General features: G+C 52.8%; 13 protein-coding genes and 1 pseudogene. 11 read left to right on the plus strand and 3 right to left on the minus strand.

Translation table 11 applies throughout. The annotated features are described in order from the left end of the window. Positions 1–120: 120 nt before the first annotated feature. Positions 121–1473, minus strand: coding sequence for a tyrosine-type recombinase/integrase (locus KIH39_RS15470; protein ID WP_213494129.1), 1353 nt, complete (start codon positions 1471–1473; stop codon positions 121–123). 386 nt (positions 1474–1859) lie between these two features. Here KIH39_RS15470 and KIH39_RS15475 point away from each other — a divergent pair, with 386 nt between their 5' ends. The 9 genes from KIH39_RS15475 to KIH39_RS15515 all read left to right on the plus strand — a co-directional run bounded on the left by KIH39_RS15475 (position 1860) and on the right by KIH39_RS15515 (position 11252). Continuing rightward, positions 1860–3740, plus strand: coding sequence for a recombinase family protein (locus KIH39_RS15475; RefSeq protein WP_246539705.1), 1881 nt, complete (start codon positions 1860–1862; stop codon positions 3738–3740). A gap of 471 nt (positions 3741–4211) precedes the next feature. Further along, positions 4212–4493, plus strand: coding sequence for a hypothetical protein (locus tag KIH39_RS15480; protein ID WP_213494131.1), 282 nt, complete (start codon positions 4212–4214; stop codon positions 4491–4493). 32 nt (positions 4494–4525) lie between these two features. Then, positions 4526–4720, plus strand: a complete 195-nt coding sequence (locus KIH39_RS15485) for a hypothetical protein (RefSeq protein WP_213494132.1) — start codon at positions 4526–4528, stop codon at positions 4718–4720. A 72-nt stretch (positions 4721–4792) separates the two neighbouring features. Next, entirely contained in the window at positions 4793–5923 is a 1131-nt protein-coding gene (locus tag KIH39_RS15490) for an AAA family ATPase (protein ID WP_213494133.1), read from the plus strand. Between the two features lie 16 nt (positions 5924–5939). Then, positions 5940–7316: a hypothetical protein gene (locus tag KIH39_RS15495; RefSeq protein WP_213494134.1), complete on the plus strand. Its 1377-nt coding sequence runs from the start codon at positions 5940–5942 to the stop codon at positions 7314–7316. A 109-nt stretch (positions 7317–7425) separates the two neighbouring features. Further along, positions 7426–8304, plus strand: coding sequence for a DUF6744 family protein (locus tag KIH39_RS15500; protein ID WP_213494135.1), 879 nt, complete (start codon positions 7426–7428; stop codon positions 8302–8304). Positions 8305–8400: 96 nt separating this feature from the next. After that, positions 8401–9735, plus strand: coding sequence for a hypothetical protein (locus KIH39_RS15505; RefSeq protein ID WP_213494136.1), 1335 nt, complete (start codon positions 8401–8403; stop codon positions 9733–9735). A gap of 67 nt (positions 9736–9802) precedes the next feature. Beyond that, on the plus strand, positions 9803–9958 hold the full coding sequence (locus KIH39_RS15510) for a hypothetical protein (protein ID WP_213494137.1): 156 nt from the start codon (positions 9803–9805) through the stop codon (positions 9956–9958). 334 nt (positions 9959–10292) lie between these two features. Next, positions 10293–11252, plus strand: coding sequence for an O-fucosyltransferase family protein (locus tag KIH39_RS15515; protein ID WP_213494138.1), 960 nt, complete (start codon positions 10293–10295; stop codon positions 11250–11252). Between the two features lie 70 nt (positions 11253–11322). Here KIH39_RS15515 and KIH39_RS15520 read toward each other — a convergent pair whose 3' ends face one another. Both KIH39_RS15520 and KIH39_RS27160 read right to left on the minus strand, forming a co-directional pair. Further along, entirely contained in the window at positions 11323–13821 is a 2499-nt protein-coding gene (locus KIH39_RS15520) for a glycosyltransferase (protein ID WP_246539312.1), read from the minus strand. 453 nt (positions 13822–14274) lie between these two features. Beyond that, positions 14275–14685: pseudogene (locus tag KIH39_RS27160) on the minus strand (glycosyltransferase family protein); the annotation flags it as partial. A gap of 413 nt (positions 14686–15098) precedes the next feature. Here KIH39_RS27160 and KIH39_RS15525 point away from each other — a divergent pair. Together KIH39_RS15525 and KIH39_RS15530 are read left to right on the plus strand one after the other, a co-directional pair. Beyond that, positions 15099–16688: a DDE-type integrase/transposase/recombinase gene (locus KIH39_RS15525; RefSeq protein WP_213494140.1), complete on the plus strand. Its 1590-nt coding sequence runs from the start codon at positions 15099–15101 to the stop codon at positions 16686–16688. After that, positions 16685–17176 carry a hypothetical protein gene (locus tag KIH39_RS15530; RefSeq protein ID WP_213494141.1) on the plus strand — a complete coding sequence of 164 codons (492 nt, stop codon included), beginning with the start codon at positions 16685–16687 and terminating at the stop codon, positions 17174–17176. Before KIH39_RS15525 ends, KIH39_RS15530 begins: the two co-directional genes overlap by 4 nt.

Raw genomic sequence — 17176 nt, forward strand, 5'->3', positions numbered from 1 at the left:
CTCTTCAATGTGGAAAGCTCACCTGCCAAAGCCTTGTCTCTGAAAGTTCCCTCGGGCACTGACTCAAAGTCGATTTCAATGCCCGGGGGTGAGAATGAGAGCTGGACACAATACTCCATCTTAATTTGTTGCCTGGATTCTCAGCCACTCCCTAGCCACTTTGATCGCCTCGCGCCGCTGCATTGCTTCGGTCAATTGTTCCCGAATCGTGCCGGCCTGGGTATGCGTATACACAGCCGTCATCCCTAATCCGTGACTCGAATTGCGATCTGAAGAGATCGAGTGCCCCATTAAGAGATTTCGGATGATCGGATCCACGCGGCCTTCCTGCAGGGTAGTGGCGAACATATGACGAAGAACTTTCGGTGCGGACTGGTGACTGAGGCCTATGGCCTGTGTCACATGCGTGAATTCAATACGCAGTCGATCTTCCTGAAGGGCCCCCATCTCGTTCCAGAGTGCTCGAGCGATTCTGAGCTTTTCTATTCTTTCCAAGGCCCTTTTAGCTCGCAGCTCTTCTCGCACCATTCGTAGGTTTAGTTCCCTTTCGATCATCGCTTGGGAAGCGGTAACCAAGTTCCTCGGCCCTGAATTCCAAGTGCTTCGCCGGAACAGGGGACCTGAAGGGTAGCGGGAAACATGCAATTTCAGCACTTCCACTAATTCCGGAACCAGTGGGATATCGCGTTCGTTCCTTGTCTTGATCTGCCAACCGAGCCGCGGCTTATTTCGAATTCTCAAGCTGCCTTTTTCGAGATCGATATCTTCCGGAACCAAGAGGTGGCACATCTCTCCTGGTCGCATACCCGTGAGCATAAGAGTCAGAAAAATCGGAAATTGCCATTCGTCGCACTGCTGCAAAAAGACTCGCTCTTCTTCCGGTTTGAATAATTCAATCGGTCGGAATTCTTCGATAGGAATTCGATCGATATTGAGCACTTGAAACGGATTTTCTGCATAGGGGCTCAAATAGCGTCGTTTTTTGGCGTAGCTAAAAAGAGTTCGGCAGGTTTCCAGGACGTAAATCAAACCGCCGTCCAGAAGTGGACGCTTGATCGTCCGTTCATGTCCATTCGGTGAGACGCGGATGGAACGTAGATAGGCGACGAATTCCGCAGCGTGAGATGGAGTAAATTGGGCGATCGTCCTCACCGGTTTTAGGTCGAGGAATCTCAGCAAATGATCCGTTGCAGTGCGGTAACGATGGATCGTATTGATCGAGGATCGGGAAACCTGTTCGTGATGTTCGAGCCATTGCTGTCTGGCTTTTTCGATCGTGATACTTTCGAAGCTCAACGCGGCGGGTGCTCCGACATCCAACTGCGAGTTGATTTGCGAAGCGAGTTGGCGGGCGGCATTCCGGTCGGGACCTACCCGAGGGCGGTGCCGTCGCCCTTGTTCGTTGTAACAGAGATACCAAATTTTGCCGCGACGATACCCTCGAACTTTACCAATGCGGAACTCATTCGACATGCGTGCCTCAGAGATTTCTCCCGCCACAAAATGCCACAAAAACTGCCACAAACGGGATTTTTTGAAGACGCTTCAAAAACGTAAGTTTTTATTGGATATTGACTTACGTCAACCAAAGAAATGAAAAAACGGAGAGGGGGGGATTCCATTTTGGCGTCTCTCTAACTCCCTGTCATTTCGGTACTTGTGGCGATAAAGCTATATGCGACTTGTAGTTGCAGGATGTCAGGAATAGTCAGCGATACTCAGGGATTCTCACGATTTTCAGCCTGATTGGCACACTGTGCCAATCATTTTTCGCTGCAATCTCCCTTGTGGAGTTGTTGCTCATGAGTTTCCATAGATCGTCGATTCCATTGACACCAAGACGAGGTACCGTCTTGAAGGTGCTGGCCATCACTCGGATCAGTACCGAACACCAGGACGTTCGTAGCCTGGATGAACAAGCCCTACTCATCAGACAGTTCATGGAGCGTTCCTACTCGGGTCCCTTCAACTTAGAAGAGATACGCTCTCAGGGAAGTGGCGAACGACTGGATAGAGCTGAATTTCTCGAAGCTCAAGAAAGAGTAAGGAGCAGACAATTTGATGTGGTTTGTTCCGAAGACCTCGCACGAATCTGCCGGCGTGCAGATGCCTTCCGGTTTGCCGAATTGTGCGAGGATTTTGGTGTCCGGCTCATAACCATAAACGATCGCCTGGACACGGCAACAGATGGCTGGCGAGACAGTGCCTTTCTGTCGACTTGGCACCACGAACGAAGCAATCTCGAAACATCCCAACGCATAAAGCGTACTTTACGGGGCAGATTTCAGACAGGTGGCGTTGTTCCGTGCCTCATCGCCGGATATCGTCGCGTGCCGGGTGTCGAGGGTGAAGCTGGCCTACAAAAAATAGCGGAATGGGAGCCTATTTATGATCAATGGTTTCGGATTTTGGAAGAAGGGGGCAGTTTTGCGGAAGTCGCTGACTGGTTGAATGAACGTCATATATCAGTCGGACCCGCATCCCGGGGAACTAGCTGGACCGGGACGATGGTGGGGAGAATAACCAGAAACCCTTTATTGAAAGGCATCCGGCAACGAAATGTCCGAGAGAGCCGTCGCATTAATTCAACGGGCCAGCATCGAAGTGTCCGTGCTGATCCCTCGCAGTTGCTGGTACGGAATTGCCCTCATCTAGTGTTCATCGCCCCAGATCGTTTTGATCGCTTGATGAGGCGAATCGACGAAATTAATGCAATGTATCGGCGTCAGGGCACCGATGGTCGTGATTCTCGTGAGGGGTTACCGCGTTCAAGGACACCCTGGCCAGCTCAACATGCAAAATGTGGAATCTGCGGGCGAATCCTCTATAGAACTCAAAGTAAATCGATTCCCATGCTGCAGTGCTCCGGCGCTCAAGCCTACAAATGCTGGAACGCTGTCACTGTAAACGCGAATGTTGCCGCCCGAAAAATTCTGGAAGCCATTCTCCGAAAACTTCGAGAACTTCCTGAATTCGACTCGCTACTTCTTCAAAATATTCGGCAACAGCTTCAGGCCAGCTCTGAGGCGGATCATTCGCGCGTTCCCACTCTGGTTTCTGAAATCGAAGACCTGCGACGGCGAATGCGCAATCTTTCACTGGAAGTTGCCGAGAACGGTGGGAATGAGACCTATCGGGCGACGCTCAGAGAATTACAAGGGATACTCGACCTAAAAACCGAGGAGCTTAGTCACCGTTCAGCACCCCCGCGGGAAGTTTTGTTCCCTACTTTAAGGTCGCTGGAACATCATTTGCAGAATCTTCTAGCTGACCCGGAACTTGATGACCCCGAGTTAGCCCGAATTCTTCACCGGTTCGTTAACAGATTGGAATTCTATCCTATTCAAGCTTGTAATGGTGGCGCGATAGAGTTACGAGCGCATCTTGAGATTCGATTGGATCAGTTGCAGCTCGATTCGGATCTGCATCAACTGCCCGCAGAAATTACCACGCACTCAATGGAAGTAGATCTGTTCGATTACCCGGCTCAAATCCGAATTCGATCTGAGGCTTTGCGCTTGACAGCGGAACGATGGAAGCAAAGAGATATAGCCAGGCATCTGGGTACTCACCAAGCCACAGTGCAACGGGCAATCAGCTTGGAGAGAGCCATGCAAAATCTGGGATTATCCGATCCCTATATTCGATTAACGCAAGCCCCACAAAACGACAGCAAGATAAGGCGGCACTTGCATCCGAGATATTCGTTTGAACCACTTGCAGAACGCACTGCGGCCTAGTCCGTAGAACTTTACATCTCATAATTCGTTGGCTGGCTATTCGGAAGAATGGCCAGCCATTTTTTTTGGAGAAATGATGAAGAAAAGAAAATTGACTTCAATCAATACGGAACGTGAGACTCCCACTCACCAGCTATTGAAGTGGCTTGCTAAACATATTGCCCTTCGAATTCAAGAAGAACGGCCTATTTTTCCGTCTGTTTCAGATTCGAGCAAATCCAACCCATCGGATGATCCGAAGCCAAGACCCCTCCAAGAAAGTAAGTCCGAAGAATAAGCTTCTCATCGACCGTTATAATTTTATTTGACTAAATTTCCGCCTTTTTTGCGTCAATATAGATGAGTGAGTAATAGTGTTTTTTGGGTAGCTATTACCGCTTTCTGCATTCACTTTCGCCCGAAGTAACCATTCTTTTTTTCCTTGTTCCCGCCGCCGCAACCCGGCGGTGGTTTCGTTTCTGGAGATTTCTCATGCTGATTCCGATGACCGTTCCTGTTTCTATTCCCGTGCTGTCGCTCGAAGATCGCCAGCAGGCGTTTGTGACTATCCTGCCCCTGCTGGAGACGAAGGCCCGCTTCGCTTTTCGCGATCTGGCCTCTCGGCACGATCGCGAAGATGCGGTGGCCGAAGTGGTCGCCCTGGCCTGGGAGCATTTCAGGTACTCCCGGCCCCTGCCCGCCTCACTCTTCATTAAGCAGATTCCGCTGCTCATCGCCACCGTCCGGCAACAGTTGAACAATCGCCCGGTTTAAATCTTCTCTTCTCTTCCAAAAAGGACTTTCTTATGTCGCGACGTGTTTTGCTCGAAGAGTTTCATCTGTCGTTTCTGATTCTCGCCGATACGGCCGAGGCCGAAGTGCAACGAATCCGCCATCAGCTGAATCGCACCCGCTTTCAAGCTCTGCTCCGAAGAACCCTGCTCCATTTCTTCCGGAAATACCGGGCTCTCGACTCGGTCGTTTTCAAACTGTCCCGGTAGAACCCTATCGCGGTGTCTGCCAATTGCCTTTCTCTTTTCGCCTAATTTCCAACTTCACCCAGGAGTACTCTCATGAAAACCCTCGTTCCCGACTGCGCGGCCCTGCAGGCCCATTTCGCTTTGCTCCGTTCCGAACTGGCTTCCGGCCTGATCGAACGCGACGAAGAGATCGATCTCTGCCTCACCGCTCTGATCGCCCAAGAGCATCTGCTCTTGGTCTCGCCTCCGGGCTGTGCCAAATCGCTGCTGCTCGATTCCCTCCTGAAAGCCACCGGCGGCTCCAAGTTCTCGATCCTGCTCACCAAGTTCACCGTCCCCGAAGAGGTCTTTGGCCCTATCTCGATTCAGGGGCTCAAGGAAGACCGCTTCCAGAGGATCACCACCGCTAAACTGCCCGAAGCCGACTTCGCGTTCGTCGATGAAGTCTTCAAAGCTTCTTCAGCGATCCTGAATACCTTGTTGAAGATTCTCAATGAACGAACCTTCGATGCCGGCGAAGGTTCCTTGCGCAAAGTCCCCCTGAAGCTCTGCGTGGCGGCATCCAATGAATGGCCGGCCCCGGAGAGCGCTCAGGAACTGGCGGCCCTGTTCGATCGCTTCACTCTGCGCAAGAGTTTATCCCCGATTCGCTCGCAGTCGGGTCGGAAGAAATTGCTCTGGAATCGGGATCATACCCCGAAGATCTCGGTGCACCTGAAGCCGACCGATCTCGAAGCGGCCCGCCGCTATGCCCGGGAGTTACCCTGGTCGATCACGGCCCAGGAAGCTTTTGAGACGATTCTCAAAGATCTGGCCAAGGAAGGCGTTCAACCGGGGGATCGCCGCCAATTCAAAGCGGTCGGCATCGTCCAGGCTTATGCCTTCCTGCAAGGGGCTGAGCAGGTCGAACCGGAGCATCTGGAAGTGGCCGCCCATGTACTCTGGGACGATCCCCGGGAACAGCCCCAGAAGGTCGCCCAGGTGATTGCCCGAATCGCCAACCCCATCGGCATGCGGCTGAATCAGCTGCTTTTGGAAGTGGAACAGGTTCTGTCGACGACCGATGTCCGCAAGCTGCCCGAGACCGCCAAGGCGGCAGCCAAGCTCGGCGAAATCGACAAGCAACTCAGTGATTTAAAGTCCAGTGATCGGGTCACCCGGACCCGGAACTACGTGCGCGAACAGCTCCGTCAACTCAAACTCGCCTCCTTGGAGGCGATCTAACCCCAGGGAAAAAACCATGAATGCCGAAGAACTCCGTAAACTCTTCGATCTCGATCGCCCGCTCTCGCCCAGTCCCTCCTCCGCCGAAGACTCTACAACCTCCCCTTTTTCTTCCCCTTCGCCTTCAACAACTCCATCTGGGAATCCAACGGCCCTGCAGGTCGATTCCTGGGGGCTGCGTCGGGGCGACGATCTGCTGCGGGATTCTCCGCGTTTGCAATCGTTCGCTTTGGACGAGTATGCCATCGCCGATTTTCATACGGCGGCTTTTGAACCGGAACCGCAGCTGCTGGACGATTGCCAGGACCCGGCCCGCCGGGCCTTCCTGGTCGAGCTGTTCCAGACTCCGGAGTATCAGGCGTTGCATGCCGGGACTCGACTGGATGAGGTCTCCTCCGAGATTACCACCCTGCACTTCGCCGAACAGTTCGCTGCTCTGCGGAATGCCTCTGCCACGGCCGAACCTGAGATCGCCACATTAAAAGCGGTCAGCCGGGCGGTGCTGGCCGCTCGCGAAGAGGTCGACCAGTGCCGGGAAGCGATTACTGCTCTCGGCGGCGGGCTCGGTCCGGGAACGCCGGGCTCGGTCGATCCTAAAGCGATCGCTCAACTGTTCCAGCGGGTCCGCCAGGACCCGACGTTGCGACGGATCTGCGAACTGGCCGGACGGTATCGGCGATTGGCCCAGTCGAGCCAGCGTCGCAAATGCGCCCATGGTCAGGACGATCTGGTCGGAGTGACTACCTCGGGAGATCTGGCCCAACTGCTGCCGCACGAGTTGGTCCGCTTGGGAATTCCCGAACTGGAACTGGATACCCTGCGGCGTCTGGCCGAACGGCAGTGCCTGGCTCGGGACTACCAGTCTCTGGAACCGGTGGGCAAAGGTCCGATCGTGGTGGTCATCGATGAATCGGGCTCGATGGCTGGGGATAAAGTGCAAACAGCCAAGGCTCTGGCCTTGGCCTTGGCCTGGATCGCCCGGCAGCAGCGTCGCTGGTGTGGCCTGATTGCCTACTCGGGTGACACCGGCGAACGGCTCTTGTCTTTGCCGCCGACTCGCTGGGAAGAATCGGAAGTGCTGGACTGGCTGGGAGCTTTCCTGGGGGGCGGTTCGACCTTGGATGTTCCGATTGTGGAACTGCCCTGGATGGTGGAACAGCTCTGGGCCCCGCCGGGGATTACCGATGTCTTGATCCTGACCGATGCCATCTGCTCGATTCCGCCGGAGTTGCAGCAGAATTTCCTGGCCTGGAAGAGCTTGGTTTCGGCGCGGGTGATCTCGTTGGTCTTAGCCGATACAGCAGGAGACCTCGCGACGTTGTGCGATGAAGTCCATCTGGTCCAATCGCTCGAAGTCACCGAGACCGCCCTCGGTTCCGTGCTGTCGATCTAGTCTCCCTTTTTTCCATCGTGGTGAAAGCTCGCAGATCTTCTTATTCAGAAGGTTCCGCGAGCTTTTTTCATTTCTGTTTTTATCCTTCTTGAACTGAAAGGAACTCTCTATGAGTGCATTTATCAAAACCAACCACTTGCCTAAGGTGACCCCAGGTGCTCGCCTATTGGGTGAGATCATCACCTGGACCGCTTCGGGAGCCAGCGTCCGACACAGCGATTTGATCCGGGCGCTGAAAGAAGTCGGCTTGGATGAAAGCGTGGCCCGGGAGTTAGCACCCCGGCACGCCTTTGCCCGGGCCTGTCGCAAGCTGTCGGAAGCTCGGATCATCCGACAGATCGCCGAAGATGAAGTCTCGATTCAATTCCAGTTCACCCAGGAATCGAAACAGGGGGACCGCTTCAGCTACGACTTCGAAACCCTGCTCACTCTGACCAAGAAAACCGGGCAGGTGCACTGCGATAAAGGAGAATTAGCTCTATTGGCTCAGGAAGAACTGGATCGCTGCATCGCCGTGCGGACCGGCAGCGACATCACCCGGATCGTGCAGAAGCTCTTCGAACGGGAAGCCGATCTTTTCCCGATTCGGCCGCAAGGCGGCGCTTACTTCGTGCCGCAGCTGCACGCCGGCTTCATCGATCGGGTGCAGAGCTTGTTGAAGCAACTCAATGGTCAGATGCTGCGCTTCCCGGTGCCGGAAGGAACCGCGAGTGGAGACGTCTCGGTGAAGGAAGCGGTGGCTGCGGGGCTATCGGCTCTGATTGCCGAGCATGAGGAAGCGATCGATTCGTTCGGTGAAGACACCCGGCCCGATACGGTGGAACGGGCCGCCGAGCGGATTCGCAACACCAAGTTCAAAGTCGAAGCCTACGCCGCTCTCTTGGCCGACCAGAAGCATCAGCTGGAGCTTTCCCTGGCCACGGCTTCCCGAAAGCTCCGTCAGAAAGTCGAAAGTCTGGCTGCTGAGCGGGAAGCGGTGCTGGTCTAGTTCGGTCCACCTCTCATTCGATTCGCAGTTTTGCTTTTTAGCTCTTCGCCCGCCTTCTCGCCCTTTCATTCCAACACGATTTACCGGGAGAAAACCATGATTCATTTGCAGCGTCGGCAAGTCCGGCAGTTACGCAGCTTGTTCAAAAAATTGGGTGCAGCCCGCTGCCCAGCTCCGACTAGCCTCTTGCTGAAGACTGATTCATCCGGGCTCTCGATTCAGGGCTCGATTGGCGAAGTCACGGCGATTTACCGGCTGCCGGGCTCCTTTGCCGAGGAGCAGATGACCATTCCTTTTGCCGTTTTCAATGATACCGCCGGTTCGGACGACAGCATTGTCGAGATTGTCGCCCTGGTCCATCAGAAGTTGCGCGTCGCCTGGAGTTCGGGTTCGATGCCGCAGGTTCGGGAGTACGAGATTCCCTCCAGTGTCGAAAGCCTGCTTTTACCGGAGGTCTGGACACCGATGGATCTCCGACTTCGGGACGCTCTCGCCGAAGCGATGCGATCGGCAGCGGCTGAAGCCACTCGCTACGCGGTGAACTATGTGCAGTTACGGGGGAGAACCGGCGAAGTCATCGGTACCGATACCCGGCAGCTCTTCATCGAATCAGGATTTCCGTTCCCCTGGGAAGATGATCTGTTGATACCGCGCTGTGGACTCCTCGGAGCTGAGGAACTAAAAGGCGATTCTTTGGAGATCGGCCGAACCGCCTCGCATCTGTGGTTACGACTGGGAGCCTGGTCGATCGCCCTGCAAACCGCCCAGGAGAAAAGTTATCCGGATGTTTATCGGGCGATCCCCAATCAGACCGACGCCACGCTTTGGAAAGTCGACGGCCAGGAGGCTGGGGCTTTGCTGAATTGCCTGAAAGAGATGCCGGGCGAAAAGGATCCGCATCGGCCGGTAACGCTGGATCTCAATGGACACGTCGCTCTGCGTTCGCGAGGAACCGAAAGCACTCAACCGATGGAAGTGCACCTGAGACAGTCGCGGGTCGAAGGTAGTCCGATAAAGCTTGCTTTGGATCGAGGTCACCTGCGACGGGCTCTGAGTCTCGGGCTTACCGAGTTCCAGATTGCCCATCCCGATAAGCCAATTCTCTGCACAGACGGACCGCGCCGCTATGTCTGTATGCCCCTGGGTAAAGCCTCGGTGATTGCGGCTTCCCCAGAAGCCGTGCAGGTAGAGTTGGGGGAGACTGCGATTCCCGGTTCGAGAAACGCGAGATCCGAAGCTGCTATTCCGGTAAGGATCCGGAAGGCCACCTCACCAGTTCTAACTGGCCTGGTTTCGGAAGCGGCGGCAATCCGGTCAAGCCTTCAAGATCTACTCGAGCGACTGAGATCTTTCAGTCAACAGTTCCAGCGCTTGCTTCCTGAACAGCACAAATGGCAGGAATGTTTGAAGAATCTGCCTCAAGCGAGCTAGCAAATTTGCGCAGTGCGTAGTTCCCAAATTCTGAATTTAAATCTCAACTCTTTCGGAGAAAATAGACATGGGTGCTAAACAAAAATTGAATGCGGCTCATCTGACGGGCACAGCTTTGGTGGCCATTCTAATCGGGGTGATCTTCCATTCAACAGCGATTGCCTTGGGAGCGTTCGCGTTTTTGCTCGTTGTGGATTACGTTTCGGGGAATATTCGACGGTAGTCTTTGCATCTCCCGATCGTAACTTCGCTTATGATCGGGAGAGTTGAATTAATTCTGGAGTTACCAAGCGAGCTTCTCTTTAGCTATCGGCGGCCTTCAGCAAAATGGATTGTCCATCAGGGAGAGCTTTAACACGGTAAAGGCGCGTTTATATTGGTGGTTCGTGTGAGTTCAAATCGAAATAAATCTTCAGGATCATAGGTCGTTTTTTTGCAAATTCGGGTAGCGGAAATAGACGAGAAATCTTTATGGAAATGCGGTTTGTTTCAGGATAAGATCAGTTCTGTAATACCTCTCTTCCTCAATCTTCAAGGCTTAAAAAGAGATATTCGTGATGTCGGAGCCTAGCCTCAAAGAACTTCCTTCAGCGAACGGTCACGTTTCGAATTTCCCGGAACTCTCCAGGGAGCTTATTCCCGCTTATTCAGAGCCAGTGCCCGCCTCGCCAAGCGAAACTCGCTATCTTCTAGTCAAAGCCCATGTTGGCTTTGGCGACCGTCTGCAGTGTCTCAGCCAAGCGATTGAGCATGCCAAAAAATACAACCGAACACTTTCCGTCGACTGGTCGGATTCGATCTGGTCTGATGGCACAGTCGATTTCGATACGTTTTTCCATATTTGCGGAGTTCAGACCGTACCTCCCGCGGAGATTTACCAGAGGAATTTTTCCACGGTAGAACCCATCGGCTGGATGAACCAGTACGATCGCAAGGCATCCTGCGATTTTATTTTTAAAACCGAGTACGAACTGACTCTCAAGGATGAAGATCTGCCTTCGCAGCTGGTGGTTTATCCCAGCGTTGGGTTGCGAACCTATTACGTGGCCAACTTATGCATGCTCCGAGTCAAGAAGCCCTGGCGAGATAGTATCGTTCAGGAGTTAAAACGGTACTCTAAGTTCAAGACGCTGGTCCACCTGCGCGGCACGGACAAGCATGCTTCCGAAAAAATCCCGGAGTACATGGAGAAGATCAAAGCGAAGATGGCAGATATTCCAAAAACCGAACCTGTTTTGATCGTGTCCGACAGTCTGCCGCTCTACCAGGAACTTCGGGAATCTTTTCCCAATGCAGTGCTGCGAACGCCCAATTTAGATCGATTCCGAACGGATCAAGGAACGCACTTTCAGCTGCAGATCCCGAAGTCTGAGTTCAACCTGAACACTCTCATCGATTTCTTTTTAATAGCTTATTCGAGCAATTGTATCGCGGAAGGCGAATCGATGTTCTACACGATGGCGCGTTTTCTAGATTGCGGTCCAAAGAAGGACATTCTGGGTTATGACGGGGACTGAAAAACAATCGCTCACGCGCAGAGCGATCCTTAGAGACTATACTTAACGGACTTCGTTTCCCTCTGAATTCTTATTCGCTCTTAAATCCCACGGTTTCGAGTACCAGGAGATTATGCTTCGCCTCCGCATTATTCGGATCGAGCTCCAATAAATCCAACAGCGCTTTCTGAGCCACTTGCGGATCCTTCCCTTCTCTGAGAAGGGCATGCGTCAGATGCGTTCTGAGAAGCACCGATTGAGGGTATTTTTCGATTGCTTTGAATAACCGATCTCTGACTCTCGAGAACTCATTGAGATTCATGTAGTAACGAACCCAAAGGGATTCCGCTTCGATTTCACCAGTAGGACCTAACTGGGACATGCGTTGTAAGTAGGATTCGAAGATCGCCTTATTGTTAAGACGAGCGGCGATTTCGGCAAACCCAGCCAACGCGGGGAGGAAGGTGGGTTCGCTCTCCAGAACTTGTTGCCACTGCTCCTGGGCATCCCCGAATCGTCCTTGCTCCATGTAAAGTATTGCCAGATTGTGCCGAGCTTTATAACCTCGTAAGCCCGTATCCACTGAAGCGAAGTGATTGGATTCCCGAGTATTAATGAGATCTTTGAAGCAAGCCTCCGCTCCTGGGATGTCTCCTCGCTCTCGAAGCATCATAGCATGCAAGAAAATGAGTTCCGAGTCTTGGGGATAAACCTGAAGGCCGGCTTTCACTGCATAGAAGGCTTCGTCGTTTTGTCCCAGTTTCCGATGTGCCTGCACAATCAGTGCATACAGTTTTCGGACAATGGAATCGGAGGGATGAGACCCGGCCAGGCTTCTACGAAAGAGGTCCAGAGCAATTTGATGTTCCCCCAATTCCTGATGGATCGATCCTAAGTTGAACAAGGTAAACGGATTACTCGGATTCTCCGCAATTTCAAGTTCCAGGAGTCGGCGGTCACGACCCAGCTTGCTTTTTCGAAGTGCGGGATCTTTGTAGCCAACATGCCGAATGGTCGCATCGGACCAACGAATTTCCGCATTGAGGGAGCGTAGATCGGGTAAAATTTGCTCGTGCACTCGAAAACGCCAGCGTAATCTGGGATCGCGACGGAATAGCCGCACATGATCGACAACCGTTTCAGCGCCTCCTGGGCCGTCACTGACGCACAAGCATTTCATAACGTAAGATGCCATAGTGTTGTCGAGGCTGTCGAATAGCTCTTTGAGCTTCTGACGATTAGCCTCGTCGACCCGGTCATCCGCATCCATCCAGAAAACCCAATCCCCCGTAGCGTGCTTCAGCCCTTCATTTCTCGCAGCCGCAAAACTATCGACCCAAGGGAAATCATAAACTTTAGCTCCGAGTCGCTGGGCGATTTCACGAGTTCGATCCTGGGATCCGGTATCCACGACAATCATCTCGTCGACCAAATCTCTAACACTCAATAAACAATCCTCTAGATTGGCTTCTTCATTTTTGACCATCATGGTGAGTGAAATGGAAACCGAGCGTTTTTTATCCTTCTCGATTCTACTTGAGGGAGATTGAGAATGAGCTTTGGGAGATTGACTTCGATAACCTGCCGATTCCGCATCCCCCCATTTTTTTTGGAATAGAGCAAAGTTTTCGTTAAGGAGTCGTTTCGTATCGAGTTTCAGCCCTTTAAAGGTACAGCTTCCTTCGTGGTGAATGTACACGTCGAGCGCGACCAGCAACTTCAATCCAAGTTTACGGGTCCGAACGCAGAGATCATCATCTTCAAAAAATCCCGTTCCGAAATTTTCGTCGAGTCCTCCGAGATGATCAAAAAGCGTTTTTCGACCCAAAAGGCAAAATCCCGTCAATCTTTCCGTTTCCAGACAATGTCCCTGGTATTCTGCTTTACGAAGAGCGGCGAATGGAGAAATGCCTTCTAGCGAGTTGTAGTCGGGAATAACAAGTTGCGGCGCGCGCGTTCCATTGGAAACGGGCCCAACTAATCCGATTTGATCGGGTGCGGATATTTGCCAATCGATCAGAGCCTCCAACCAGTCCGCAGTGACTATGGTGTCATTATTCAAAAGGACGACGTATTCCCCGTGGGCCACTTTCAAGGCTTGATTCACTCCTTTTGGAAAACCCAGGTTGTGCTCATTCCGAATCATCAACCAGCGATCGGCGCCGAATTTTTCACTGTATTCTTGGAGTAGAAACTCGGTTTCATCAGTGGAGCCATTATCGATGACTATCAATTCGTAGGGAGATCGAGTGTGTAAAAGTAGGCTTTCGAAACAGCGACGCGTGTACGCCGCTTCATTACAGCACAAAATGATAATCGAAGTCAATTCGTCCCCTGAAAGAATCATTCCCTCGAACCAGTGCTCCTGGGGAACTACCTGCGGGGCCGACTTTTGGAGTGCTTGCTGAAGAAGTAAAAAGCGGTTTTTTTCGCGAAATGCTTGAATATCTTGAAGCGTCTGGGTATAAGCCCGAGAGGCTTGGCGATCAAAAGGGCTTGCCTTCACCGCTTGCGACAGATAATTGGATGCCGCCAGAATATGCCCTTCTCGTGCCAAAGCGCATCCTAGGGCGGCTCTAGTATGAATCATTTCTCGCTTGAAATTGACTGCTTCATAGAAAAAATAAATCTTGCCCGTTGATTTTGCGAGTTCTTCACTTATTCGAGAAAGCAGTAAAATTTTCTTTTCGGCAAATTCGCGTTCGACATCCCCCGCATTCGACCAACCGGTTCTCTCCCATTCCACTTTAAAATAGTCATAGGGACCCGGCATTTCGCGATCGAATCGATCTCGACCGTTGGACTTTAAAGCAGCTATTCTATTCTGCAATTCGATTAACTGCGGTACCGGAATTGATCCCGCCAATTCCGAACGTCGAAATTTTGTAGCCATCACCTCCAAAGGGGAGTCCCATCTCATTATTGAGTTTTCGTTCTTCAGCCTAAATTCCATGCGATCATCAAGAAGCGAACGATTGTCGTCGATTTTAAATTCAATATCTTTCCAAAGTTTGGGAAAGGTGAAGCGGTCCAATTTAGATTGAGCATTCTCCACTATTTCGGAAATCTCTTTCGGATGCTCAAGATAGTATCGGATCTTTTGTTCTAAATTTTCGCTGTTATATTCCACGTAGTCTTTTTCGGGTACTAGAAATTCTTGTACCTCCCAATTCTCTTCCTCTTGAAATAGCAAGGCACCCGACGCAATCGCTTCAAATACTCGCTTATTGCATTCACCGCGAATTGAGTGATTAAAAACGATCCTCGCTCGATTAAGCAATCTCCTATATTCCTCACCGAAAACTCCGGTTCGGATAACGACGTTCCAATTTTTTGATAAACGCGCAATCTCACCCAGCCAAGACATGCGTTCACTTTGTACGCAGGGATTTAAATTTCCGACGAAGAGCACATCGATATCTCTCGGGATCTTTTGCCAGGCATGGTCTCTCATTGAGCGGGGAAGACCGAAAAGATTTCCACTCAAAGCGTGTTGGACATTGTCTTTTTTGAAAATTGCCACTCCGGGCTTATCGGAAATGATTAGATCGCATAAGCCGAAGTGTTTTTTATAATGATGCCATTGTAGATTCCAATCCGGCGCAAGACCCACAATTGGAATTGGCAGTTTAAATATTGCTTCAGGTATCTGCTGATAGGCAAGCCACAAGTAAATGAGATCCGGTTTTCCAAAATCTTCAATGAGTTGTTCGAGATCTCGGAGTTTGGAATTGGCAGATAAGGTTAGTTCCGATGATGTATCATAACTGTCCCCTTTCCTGAAATATCTACCGGTTTAGCCGTTTAAATCGCTATAGGAATTACCTTCTCTTTCTTAGGCGGGAATACCGCCAGAAGAGAGGCTATATGGATGAATTCAACCAGAATGCATTTGCGGAGAAAAGAGAAGAACAACCGAGAGCTGGTCCGACGGAGGATAGGGACCCGCAGTCCGCGGCTGCCGAAGTGGGGCGGGCGGAGCCGAGCGCCCCTGAGCGCAGCGAAGGGGAGCGACGCGGAGCCCGCCCCACTTCGGAGTCCTTTCCCGATGCGGGTCTGGATTTATCGGATTCCGTGGATTCCGAGGTAGAAGCCAGCCTTTCGAAGCGTAGGGAATTCCACTCGAGGTTATCGGTTCGGGGACCTGTTAAGGGACGGCGTTTGGTGAAAAAACCGACCGAACCCGTGCCGGCGATGACGGCGGAACAGCGGATTTTGTTGCTGGATACCTGGCAGCGGAGCGGCTTGCCCGCCGGCGATTTTGCTCCTTTGGTAGGCGTCTCGAAACACACGCTTTACGCATGGAAGAAGCGGTTTGAAATTTCTGGCCCGGCCGGATTGTTGGATCAGCCGCGGGGCAAACCTCCGGGCAGCCGCGTTCACGAGTTGACCAAGCGTACAATCCTGATGCTCAAAAAATCGAATCCGGAATGGGGGTGTCAGCGGATTAGCGACATGCTATTGCGAGGTCCGGCTTTACCGGCGAGTGCTTCGGCGGTGGCCCGGGTGCTGCATGAAGCCGGTTATCAACTGGAGCAGGCTCCGACGCGAGGGCATCCGGACAAGGTGCGGTCCTTCGAGCGGGCCCGTCCGAATCAGTTATGGCAAACTGATCTTTTCACATTTGTGTTAAAACGTCAGAATCGGCGCGTTCATTTGGTCGGGTTCATGGACGATCACAGTCGGTTTTTGGTCGGCTACGGCTTGCATGCGAGCCAGTCATCGGCTTTGGTGCTGGAGGTCTTGCGAGCTTCCATGGCTTCTTATGGAACGCCGGAGGAGATTCTCACCGACAACGGTACGCAGTATGTGACCTGGCGGGGTAAAAGTGCCTTCTCGAAGGAACTCGAAAAACGGGGCATTCGACAGGTAGTAGCGTCTCCGCGTCATCCGCAGACTTTGGGTAAGATCGAGCGGTTCTGGGGAACCTTGTGGCGTGAGTGCATCGAGAGTGCAATCTTCATCGACATGGGGGATGCTCAGCGTCGGATTGGGTTATTCATAGACCATTACAACTTCCAGAGGCCCCATCAGGGGATCGATGGTCTGGTGCCCGCGGACCGTTACTTCGGGGCGGCCTCGGAAGTGCGTCGGAGTCTTCAAACTCGGGTAGCCGCGAATGCCTTGGAGCTGGCTCGAAACGGGATTCCGAAGCAGCCGTTTTATCTGACCGGCCAGGTGGGAGGTCAGCCCTTCAGCGTCCATGCGGAAGGGGAACGGATGATCTTGACCCGGCCCGAAGGAGAACGGCGGGAGATAGACTTGGTGCCCCCTCCGCCGCCGGAATCGACTTCCCGAGACGAGTTGCCCAAGCCGGTCTGTCCGGTCGGCGAGGTGAGCAATCCTCAAAGCTTGGGTTCGGAAGAGCCGTCTTTGCCGGGGGAATCGCCGTTGGATGAGAGCCTGCGTCTGATCGAGGATATGTGGTCGATCCCGCCTGAGGGAGGTGACTTATGACGACTAATTCCGAGGCGAAAGCACCGCGTCGGTCTCGTTCGATAGGAGGTCCAAAACTGGGCGAGTCCTGCGGTCCGCAGGCGAAGCGTCTGGCTTCGGTGATACTGGAGGTACTCGCCGGGGCTCGCACTCCGACCGATGCGGCCACGGCGGTAGGAATCTCTTTGCCGAATTATTATCAGGTCGAAACGCGTGCCTTGCAGGGATTACTGAAAGCTTGCGAGCCGCGCCCCCGCGGTCGAGTACGGACCGATGCCAGCGAGTTAGCCTCCTTGCAAAAGGAGAATCAGCGTCTGCAACGGGAACTCGGTCGGCACCAAGCTCTGGCCCGTGCGTCGCAGCGTGCGGTGGGCCTGGCTCCGCCCCCGACGCGATCGGCTTCGGGAAAGAAGGGGCGAAAACGGCGGACCACCGTGCGTGCTTTAAGCATTGTCGCTCGGTTGAATCCCGTGCAGCAAGAGGCCCCGAAGGAAGCCGGCGTCCAGTGA

Source organism: Telmatocola sphagniphila (genome assembly GCF_018398935.1).
GTDB lineage: Bacteria > Planctomycetota > Planctomycetia > Gemmatales > Gemmataceae > Telmatocola > Telmatocola sphagniphila.

Coding starts and splice junctions, on each gene's coding strand:
- KIH39_RS15505 (WP_213494136.1), top strand. CDS start 8,401: ATGATTCATTTGCAGCGTCGGCAAGTCCGGCAGTTACGCAGCTTGTTC.
- KIH39_RS15480 (WP_213494131.1), top strand. CDS start 4,212: ATGCTGATTCCGATGACCGTTCCTGTTTCTATTCCCGTGCTGTCGCTC.
- KIH39_RS15515 (WP_213494138.1), top strand. CDS start 10,293: ATGTCGGAGCCTAGCCTCAAAGAACTTCCTTCAGCGAACGGTCACGTT.
- KIH39_RS15525 (WP_213494140.1), top strand. CDS start 15,099: ATGGATGAATTCAACCAGAATGCATTTGCGGAGAAAAGAGAAGAACAA.
- KIH39_RS15495 (WP_213494134.1), top strand. CDS start 5,940: ATGAATGCCGAAGAACTCCGTAAACTCTTCGATCTCGATCGCCCGCTC.
- KIH39_RS15510 (WP_213494137.1), top strand. CDS start 9,803: ATGGGTGCTAAACAAAAATTGAATGCGGCTCATCTGACGGGCACAGCT.
- KIH39_RS15490 (WP_213494133.1), top strand. CDS start 4,793: ATGAAAACCCTCGTTCCCGACTGCGCGGCCCTGCAGGCCCATTTCGCT.
- KIH39_RS15530 (WP_213494141.1), top strand. CDS start 16,685: ATGACGACTAATTCCGAGGCGAAAGCACCGCGTCGGTCTCGTTCGATA.
- KIH39_RS15520 (WP_246539312.1), bottom strand. CDS start 13,821: ATGATTCATACTAGAGCCGCCCTAGGATGCGCTTTGGCACGAGAAGGG.
- KIH39_RS15500 (WP_213494135.1), top strand. CDS start 7,426: ATGAGTGCATTTATCAAAACCAACCACTTGCCTAAGGTGACCCCAGGT.
- KIH39_RS15485 (WP_213494132.1), top strand. CDS start 4,526: ATGTCGCGACGTGTTTTGCTCGAAGAGTTTCATCTGTCGTTTCTGATT.
- KIH39_RS15470 (WP_213494129.1), bottom strand. CDS start 1,473: ATGTCGAATGAGTTCCGCATTGGTAAAGTTCGAGGGTATCGTCGCGGC.